Origin of the sequence: Lentzea rhizosphaerae (assembly GCF_042649515.1) — a bacterium.
GTDB classification, from domain to species: Bacteria; Actinomycetota; Actinomycetes; order Mycobacteriales; family Pseudonocardiaceae; genus Lentzea; species Lentzea aerocolonigenes.
The window spans coordinates 84,501-93,473 of the sequence record NZ_JBHRZI010000023.1 but is presented as its reverse complement, the minus strand read 5'-3'; the positions used below and the strand labels follow the sequence as shown (position 1 = coordinate 93,473).

Here is an 8,973-nt window from a genome sequence, read left to right as displayed (position 1 = left end):
GGACTACAGTGGGTGTTCACCTCCGCACGGGCGTGGCCAGGACTTCCGTGAATGATTCCCCCGGAGGTTGCCGCCTCCGCGCTCCAGGAGGCCCACCGGCCGTCGACGGGTTCCTTGAATGGACACGCACGAGAAGCATCACGACGAGCACATCGGCCGGGAGGCTGTGATGGCGGAGACCGCCACGACGACCGAGCAGACCGAAGCCCGGTTCGAGGGTGATCAGTGGGTGTTCCTGATCGACCCCGCCTGGCAGGCAGAGCAACCGGAGCCCGCGGAAGGCGAAGAACGTCCGCGCCCGCCCCTGGAGGTGGTCGTCGGAGGGTGGTTCGTCGAGCAGGACGGCACCACCAGCCGCTTCCACGCCAACCCCGACTACCTGCCGACGCGACCGGACTCGCCGACCGACCCGGTGGACGCGACGCTGCAGATGGTGACGCGCGGCGAGGCCGAGCCCGGCGAGCTGCTGTCGATCATGACCGAGGGCAGCGTCTTCGGCGTCGCCGTGACCGAGGAGAACACCCCGGTCGTGGTGATGTCGCCGGACGAGGTGCCGTGCGTCGTGCTCGCCACGGCCCCCGCGCACAGCCGGCGGATCGCGGAGATCGAGGAGCTCGACAACATCGCGGCCTGGGCCGAGGTCAGCCTGGAGCAGCTGGTCGGCCTGCTGCCGGAGGAGGGCGTCGACGTGCTCGTCAACGCGGGCGCGCCCGCGTCGATGCGCCTGATCGCCGCCGCACTCCGTCAGGCCCTCGCCGAGGCCCCCGCCGCCTCCGCCGCTGCTGAGAGCCGCCCGTCCACCGAGTCCGATGCTCCCCAGCCCCGCGGCAAGAAGCCCAAGCCGGAGTCCGCCGCGGGCTGACGCCCGCCCGCCGTGTTCCCGGAAGGTAACGCGGGGGCCCCGCGTTACCTTCCGGGAAACGCGGGGCCCCCGCGTTCTGGTTTGAAGGGCGCCGGGATCAGGCCGTGAAGCGTCCGGTCAGCATGGCGGCGGCCAGTTCGACCCGCGACCGGTAGCCGGTGCGGGAGAACAGCCGCGAAAGCCGCCCCTCGACACTCTTCTCGCTGGTGTCGAGCAACGTCGCGATCTGCTTGTTGCCGAGGCCGTCGGTCACCAGCACCGCCAGCAACCGCTCGTTCTCCGCCACCGTCGCCTGCCGCCCCGGCACCGGAATGCCGTGCGTGCGCATCAGGTTGCGCAAAACCGACCGGTGCAACAACGCGTCCACGGCGCCCGCCGCCTCGTAGGCCTCCGACAGCAGCTCCGGCGCACCCACGCCGAACCGCACGAGCCGCTCCAGCCCTTCGGCGAGTTCCAACGGCGGCCTCGTACGCAGCAGGTTCGCAGCCTCGGTCGCCGAGTTGCCGTGCACGGTGGCGTGCAGGACGAGCCTGCTGATCTCGGCCTGCTCGGTCGGCATCCTTTTGGCCACCTCGGCGACACGCTCGAGATGGCACGGCAGCGGCGACCGATCTCCCCGGCTGACGGCGATGTCCGCCAGCGCCATCCACAGCAGGTCCGTCAGCGCGACCACACCCGTCGCTCTGGCGTGGTCCAGCGCCCTTTCGAGGAGGGCGACGGCATCCGCGTGCCGTCCGAAGAGCACGTGATGCGAGGCCTCGGCCACGGCGAGCAGGTGGGGAAGCGCGGGCCCGCGCTCGCGGCTCGCGGCCACCATCTCCAGCGCCCGGACGAGCTTCCCCTTGCGCAGCAACAGGGTCGCGGCGACGTGGAACATGACGCCCTGCCCGGGATCACACGCGGTGCGAGGCTGCGTGGCCATGCTCTTGCGCACCAGCTCCAACGCCTCGTCGGCCCGCCCACCGGCCGCGGCCAGCGTGGCCTGACACGAGAGCCGGACCTGCCCGGTGAGGGCGAGCAGCGGCTCGGCGCGCCGCAGCTCGCCGAGCGCCACGAGCACCTCGGCGTCGCGCTGGAGCAGGTCGGGCAACGGCTCACCGGCAGCCACCTCGGCGTCGAAGGCGGCCGAGTCGCCCAGCCACAACCGCGTGATCGGTTCGAGGTCACGCAGGTGCCGTGCGACGAGGTGCCCGTCCGGGTGGTCGCGCACGTCGGCCAACACCTGCTGGGCGGCCCGCCAGTCGCCCAGCGACGACAACGCGGCAGCACGACCCACCGCGCGCTGGACCTCGCCCCCCGGCCACGGCCACCACGTGCCCGCAGCGACCCGGCTGACGGTGTCCAGCTCACCCGCGGCACCGAGGGCGGCGAGGTGGGTCAGGCAGACGTCGACGAGCCGGTCGTCGGACAGGTCGTCGACGTGCTCGTGCAGCAGGACGTCCGTCGAGTCCAACGCCCACCAGGCAGCACCGTGCGCCAGGCACGCGCGGGCGTGGGCGAGCAGGGTGAGGGCACGCTCGGCGGGGTTCGGTGCCAGGTCGGCCGCGGCGCGCAGCCACCGCAACGCTCGATCGGCGTCGTGCGCGTGCAAGGTGAGGGCCGCGGCCAGTTCGCTGCGGCCGGTCTCCGCGGCTACCGCGTGCCCGCCCAGTTCACCGTCGCTGCGGCCAGCCGCCTCGGCTACCGCGTGCCCAGCCCGCCCGAGCAGCTCGGCCCGCGCCCGCCCGGCCTCGACCAGGTTGCCCGCCTCCACGATCCGGTCGGCGAGAAACGCCGGATCGGCGCACTCCGCGGTTCCCTGCCACAACGCCGTCACCGCGATCTGCGCGATCCGCCGCCGCTCGTACGGCCCGAGCGCGGACCGCAGCGCGAGTTGCAGCAGCGGCAGCCGGAACCGCACCAAACCCGCCCGCATCGGCAGCAGCACGCCCGCGTCGGCCAGCGCGGTCAGCAGGGCGGCGGCCTCGTGTGTCGGCACGCCGAGCGCCTGACCGGTCAGACGCGGCACGGCACGGCCGAGCGGGGCCAGGACGGCTGCGGCCTTGGCAGCGCTCCACAACGGCAACCCCAGACCGCGGATCCTCGCCAGCAGGTCGTCGGCCTCGAACCGGGTGGGCCAGCCAGAGAGGTAGCAGTGGCGATCCACGACGGTGATCGACCCGATTCGGAGGGCGGCGGCGACGGCGCTGGGCCAGCCGCGCGTCAGGGACCACAGCAGCGAGCACAGAGCGGCTTCCGGCAGGGCACCGGTCAGCGACACCACCAGGTCCGGCAACCCGCAGCGCGGCACCGGTCGCAACGTCACCAGCCGGACCAGGCCGTGCAGGCGCGCGAAGGCCGCAGCGAACGCGGGTCGGGAGGACGGCGCCAACGGCAGGACGACGGTGGCCAGGCATCGGGTTCCGGCGGCGGCGATCTGACGTGCCAGCGACTCCACCGCCACGCCAGGCAGGCGGTGCAGGTTCGTGAACACCGTCAGGCAACCCCGCGTCAGCAGGTCGGCGGTCGACTCGCTGAACGACAGGTCGACGACCTTGACGCCCTGACCGTGCCGCCGGCGCAGTTCGTCGACCACCACGGCGAGGTCCACTTCGGACCGGCCGCACACCACTGTCAGCCCACCAGAACCGAAGTCGGGGACGAACGGGACACGTTCGGAGGAGACGACGAGTCGATCTTGCTGCAACGGGCGCTCCACCGGGTAGGTCGCGGAGGAAGGTCCGTGAGGGAACTCCCTGGAGTGCCACGGGGTTCGGTGCCGGCCGGCACCAGCCCCCTCACTGCGGCGCCACACTAGTCCAACCGGTGGGTGGCCGCCAGACGAGCGCGCTCTCCGCGAATCGAGGAATTTGTTGCGCGAGTGCGGACATGTGCGGCTGAACGCGGGTGGCGGCGTGGAGGATCGGACGCGGCGCAGACGGGAGGAAACGAGTTGGGCCACGACGTGATCACGGTCAACGCCTCGGCGGCTCGCGGGCACCGGTCCATTTCGGACGCTCTGGCGTCCGCTGTGGACGGTTCCGTGATCTTGGTGGGTCCCGGCCGGTACCAGGAGTCGCTGGTGCTGACCAAGGCCGTCACGATCACCGCGGAGGACGGTCCCGGCACCGTCGAGCTGCTCGCCGCGAACGGGCCCGCGGTGCTGCTCAACGCCGGTTCCGCCGCGCTGACCGGGCTGACCGTCTCCTCCGCCGACACCGACTCGCCCGCCGTCCTCGTGGCCGCGGGCCAGCTGAGCTTCACCGAGTGCAAGATAACGGCCGCCGCGTGGTCGGCGGTCTACGCCACCGGCAAGGGCACGGTGCTGATGCGCGGCTGCGAGGTCCGCAATCCGGCCGGCGCCGGTGTCGTGATCACCTCCTCCGGCGGCAACCTGATGGACTCCTGCCGGCTGCGCGAACTCGGCACGTCGGGCGTGGTGATCGCCGAGCACGGCGAGCTCGTCATGCGCGCGTGCGAGGTCCGCGAGGCCGGCGGCAACGGCATCTGCCTCAACGGGCACGGCCGGATCACCGTGACCGACTCGACCGTCACCGGCACCGCCAAACCGGCCGTGGCGGTCGAACAGCACGCGAGCGCGGTGGCCACCCGCCTCGCGGTGAGCGACGTCGAAGGCATCGGGTTCTACCTGGCGTCCTCGGGCGACGTCCTGCTCGAGGACAGTTCCGTGACCGGCGCGGGCGCGGAGGGCGTGTTCGCCGCCGAGTCGTGCGCGCCCGTGCTGCGGAGGTTCCAGGTCCGCCGGACCAGGGAGCACGGCTACCTGTTCACCGGTCAGGCCGCCGGCACCGCGGAGGACTGCGAGGCGCGCGACGTCGTCGGCGTCGGCATCGGCGTGGCTGACCGCGGCACCACCGAGATCACCCGCGCCTCGGTGTCGTCGTGCACGGGCGCCGGTGTGCGGCTGGCGACCTCGGCCGACCCGTTCTTCCGCCGGCTGCACGTGGCCGGCTGCGACGGCGCGGCGATCGAGGCGGGTGACGGCGCGCTCGGCACGTTCGAGAACGTCGAGCTCGAACGCTGCGGGCGCAACGGAATCGTGGTGCTCACCGGGGCGCGCACGTCGATCACCGGCGCGAGCGTCCGCGGCACCGCGGGCGCGGGTGTGCTCGTGCGGGAGGCGACGCTCAGCCTGACCGACTGCGAGATCGCCGAGTCCGGTGGCGACGGGGTGCTCGTGGACACCGCGGGGGAGATCACCGCAGTCCGCTGCCGGGTGCGCGACGGCAAGGGCAGCGGTTTCCTGTTCGGCGTCGGGTCGTCGGGCACGCTGGAGGAGTCCGAGTTCACCGCGAACAACGCCGACGGCATCGGCGTGCAGAGCGAGCTGAGCATCCGGATCGCCGGCTGCCTCGTGCGCGACAACCTCGGTTCCGGCCTGCGGCAGACCAGGGGCAGCACCGCACTGCAGGTGCTGGACCTGCGCAGCACGGGCAACGCGACGCGCGACGCGTACGGCACGGTGTCCGCGAGCGGTACTGCGACGGCCACGGCCGCACCCCCTCCGCCCCAGCAGCAGGACCGCGGCGCGGCGAACGACCCGATCAGCGAGCTCAACGCACTGGTCGGCCTGGAGGGCGTCAAACGCGAGGTCAACTCGCTGGTCAACCTCAACCTGATGGCCAAGCGCCGGGTCGAGGCCGGTCTCTCGGCGCCGCCGATGGCGAGGCACCTCGTGTTCGCCGGCGCGCCCGGCACCGGCAAGACGACAGTCGCCCGGCTCTACGGCACCGTCCTCGCCGACCTCGGCGTGCTGCGCTCGGGCCACCTCGTGGAGGTCGCCCGCGCGGATCTCGTCGCCCAGGTCATCGGCGGCACCGCGATCAAGACGACCGAGGTGTTCAACACCGCGCTGGGCGGTGTCCTGTTCATCGACGAGGCCTACACGCTCGCTGCCGGGCAGGGCGGTGGCACCGGTCCCGACTTCGGCCGCGAGGCGATCGACACGCTGCTCAAGCTCATGGAGGACCACCGCGAGGACGTGGTGGTGATCGCAGCCGGCTATTCGCGGGAGATGGCCGAGTTCCTCCGCTCCAACCCCGGCATGGAGTCCCGCTTCAGCCGCACCGTCGAGTTCGAGAACTACAGCGCCGACGAGCTGGTCACGATCGTCCGCACGCACTGCAAGCGGCACGACTACCGCCTCGACGAGTCCGCCGCCGAGGTGCTCGAGGACTACTTCGAACACATCCCCAAGGACGGCACGTTCGGCAACGGCCGGACCGCGCGCAAGGTGTTCGAGGTGATGGCGGACAGGCAGGCGTCCCGGCTCGCGATGTCGCCAGAGGTGACCGCCGTCGACATGACCGTGCTGCTGGCCGCGGATTTCGACGCGTCAATGGTGTGAGGAAATAGTTCCGCACATCACGGAATTCGTGGAGTCCGCGTGGTTGCGAACTTTGCGGAAAGTCTTTCAGTCAATAGTCAGTCACTTCTCCTCCGTGCCTAGCCTTGCCCCCATCTGGCCGCCGCGGGCGAGGAGGGGTGATCGTGGCCAACGAACGCAAAGCTGTGGTGGGGCGCGCGACGGAGCTCGCGGCGCTGGGCGAATGCGCTGATACGGACGCTCTGGTCCTGGTCAGCGGGCCCGGCGGAATCGGCAGGACAACTCTTCTGAACGAATTCGCGCGAACGGCCGGGGAACGCGGAATCCGGGTGATCGCGCTTCCGTGCGCGGTTGACGAAGAACGCTGGGACCTGTTCCGGGCCAAGGCGGTCGTGGAATTCTTCCGCAACTCGTTCGCGGAGTTCGGCAGCCCGGACGTGCTCGAGTCCCTCGCGGCGATCACCAGGTCCTGCCGGCCAGAGACCTACGAGTCGGCGCGATCGCGGATCGCGTTGTTCACCGACCTGGTGCGCCTCTTCGACCACGTCCGCGCCGAGGCGCCGCTGGTGGTCCTCGCCGATGACGTGCACCTCGCGGCACGGCCGTTGCTCGCCATGGCAGCGGCGCGGCGTGCCGGGTGCACGGTCGTCGCCACCGCCGGGACGGACGTCGGACCGGCCGAGATGAGCGGGCTCGCGGACCGGGTGCTCGACCTCGGCCCGATGTCCGCCGGCGAGATCGGCGAGCTGCTCAACCGCGCCGCCGGCGGACGCCTGGACGCGTCCGTCGCACCCGCGCTGCGCACCGCGCTCGGTGAGCTCGCGGGCAACCCCGCCGCCGCACTCGCCCTGCTCGACCGGGTGCGTCGCGAGGACGGCCTCACCGAGGTGGTCGGGCGACTGTGCCTGCGAAACCTCGTGATCGCGCTGCCGGCCGAGCACGACCTGGTGGCCCGCACCACGGGACTCGGCGACGTGGCGGTGCGGCTCGTCGCGCTGGCCGCGGCGGGGTGGTTCGGCGTGGACGAACTGCCGCTGTTCGCCGAGGCCTTCGGGCACGACCTGGCGGACAGTGGTGCCGTGGTCGACCGGCTGGTCGCGGCGGGCGTGCTCCGGTGTGCCGACGACGGCGTGCTGACCACGGCTTCCCCGGCGCTGGCGGACTCCGTCGTCGGCACGCTCGGCACCGACGGGCTGGCGGCCGTGCGCCGCACCTTCGCCGTCCACCTGCTGCGCAGCGGGTCGGCCCGGCCCGCGGTGCTCGCCGCCCACGTCGCACGTGCGGGTACCGCGCTGTCCCCGGACGCCGCGCTGGTGCCGGTGCTGGACCGCGAGGCGGCCCGGCTGCTGCGCGTCGACCCGGCGCTGTCCGCCCGCTGGTACCGCGCGGCGCTGTGGCACTGCCCGGCGGGCCAGGACCACGAACGTCTCCTGTGGACGGTGCTGCACCTGCTGGTGCGCGTGGGAGACCACGAACTCCTGGCCGAGGTCGTCGAGGACGCGGTCCGAGCGGGAACCGGGAACCGGTACGAGCTCGCGGCCGCTGCCGCGCTCGCTTCCGTCCACATCGGACGACCGCTGTCCGGCGCGGTGCACAGCGCGCTGGCCGGGTACGCCGAAACCCGTGCCCCGCTGGCGTTCGCGGTCCGCTGGTTCGCCGGAACGCCGATGCGGGTGAGCGACGTCGCGGCCGCGTTCGCCGAGTTCCGGATCGAACCGTGCGCAGTCGTCGACCTCGCCGAGATCGAGGCGATCCGGGCCGCCGACGACAACCACGACGTGGTGGCGATGTTCCGGCTGGTGCTCGGCGACGAGTACGGCGAACCCGCGAGCGGCCCGCTCGCGAGCTGCACGCGGTTGCTGCGCGACTACCTCGGCGGGAACTGGCAGTCGATCACGTCGCACGCCCGGCGCCTGGAGCTCGACGCGGCACCGCGGGTCGCGATCCACGACGTCGCCCGCCTGCTGACCGCGGAGGTCCTTTCGTCGACGGACCACAAGACCGCCGCGCGCTGGCTGGAGCTGGTCGACCAGGACTGCGCGCTGCCCGCGTTGCGCGCGTGGACCGAGCTCGGGCTCCTCTACCGCTCCGTCGGCTGGCGCGAGGCCGCCGAGCTGGGCTGGGCCGCGTACGACAGGGTCCGGGACGAGGCAGAGCTGGACAACACCGCCGGACTGCGGTGGTTCCTCGCGCGGATGGGTTACCTGGAGTGGACCATCGGCGACACCTGCGCGCTGGCTCGGGTGCACGCCGAGACCGAACGCTGGCACGCCAGGTTCGGCGGCACGGGACTGCACGCGACCGAACGCATCGTGCGCGCCCTCGCCGGACGCGACGGCGCCGCGGCCGCCGAGGCGGTGGAGCTGTTGCGCGGCGGGGAGAGCCAGGCGGAGCTGATGCGGGCGTGCGTCACCGCGGCCTACGTCGGCGACGACCCCGCGACCTGGTACCAGGAGGCGCTGAGCATCGCGAAACGCCTGGGAGAGGGCTGGATGGACGCCCACATCAGGCGGACGATGCGCGAGCTGGGCATGGCACCACCCCGCGCGAGGGCCGCCAGGGACGACTTCTCCGACGTCGAGCTCCGGATCATCGCGCTGGTCAAGCAGGGCAGGACCAACCGGCAGATCGCCACGGCGGTGCGGATGAGCGAGAAGACGGTGGAGAACTACCTCACCCGGTTGTTCTCCAGGACGGGCTGCCGCACGCGGCTCGACCTGGCGGCCGCGAGCCTGGAAGGGCGGCTCGTCGCCCAGCCGTGACAGGACATTCGCGAGCACGTTCG

General features: G+C 72.3%; 4 protein-coding genes. 3 read left to right on the top strand and 1 reads right to left on the bottom strand.

Going from position 1 to position 8,973, the window contains the following annotated elements:
• Positions 1-118 precede the first annotated feature (118 nt).
• Entirely contained in the window at positions 119-862 is a 744-nt protein-coding gene (locus tag ACFOWZ_RS27620; RefSeq protein ID WP_382376811.1) for a type VII secretion system-associated protein, read from the top strand.
• 97 nt (positions 863-959) lie between these two features.
• Here ACFOWZ_RS27620 and ACFOWZ_RS27615 read toward each other — a convergent pair whose 3' ends face one another.
• Positions 960-3,548 carry a LuxR C-terminal-related transcriptional regulator gene (locus ACFOWZ_RS27615; protein WP_382376810.1) on the bottom strand — a complete coding sequence of 863 codons (2,589 nt, stop codon included), beginning with the start codon at positions 3,546-3,548 and terminating at the stop codon, positions 960-962.
• Between the two features lie 246 nt (positions 3,549-3,794).
• On the opposite strand from ACFOWZ_RS27615, the gene ACFOWZ_RS27610 reads away from it, so the two are divergent.
• A complete protein-coding gene (locus ACFOWZ_RS27610) occupies positions 3,795-6,209 on the top strand; it encodes a right-handed parallel beta-helix repeat-containing protein (RefSeq protein WP_382376809.1) in 2,415 nt (804 codons plus the stop codon).
• A gap of 143 nt (positions 6,210-6,352) precedes the next feature.
• The gene (locus ACFOWZ_RS27605; RefSeq protein WP_382376807.1) at positions 6,353-8,950 is read left to right on the top strand and encodes a helix-turn-helix transcriptional regulator; all 2,598 of its coding nucleotides are present in this window, start codon (positions 6,353-6,355) and stop codon (positions 8,948-8,950) included.
• The last annotated feature ends 23 nt before the right edge of the window (positions 8,951-8,973 follow it).

Coding starts and splice junctions, on each gene's coding strand:
- ACFOWZ_RS27620 (WP_382376811.1), top strand. CDS start 119: ATGGACACGCACGAGAAGCATCACGACGAGCACATCGGCCGGGAGGCT.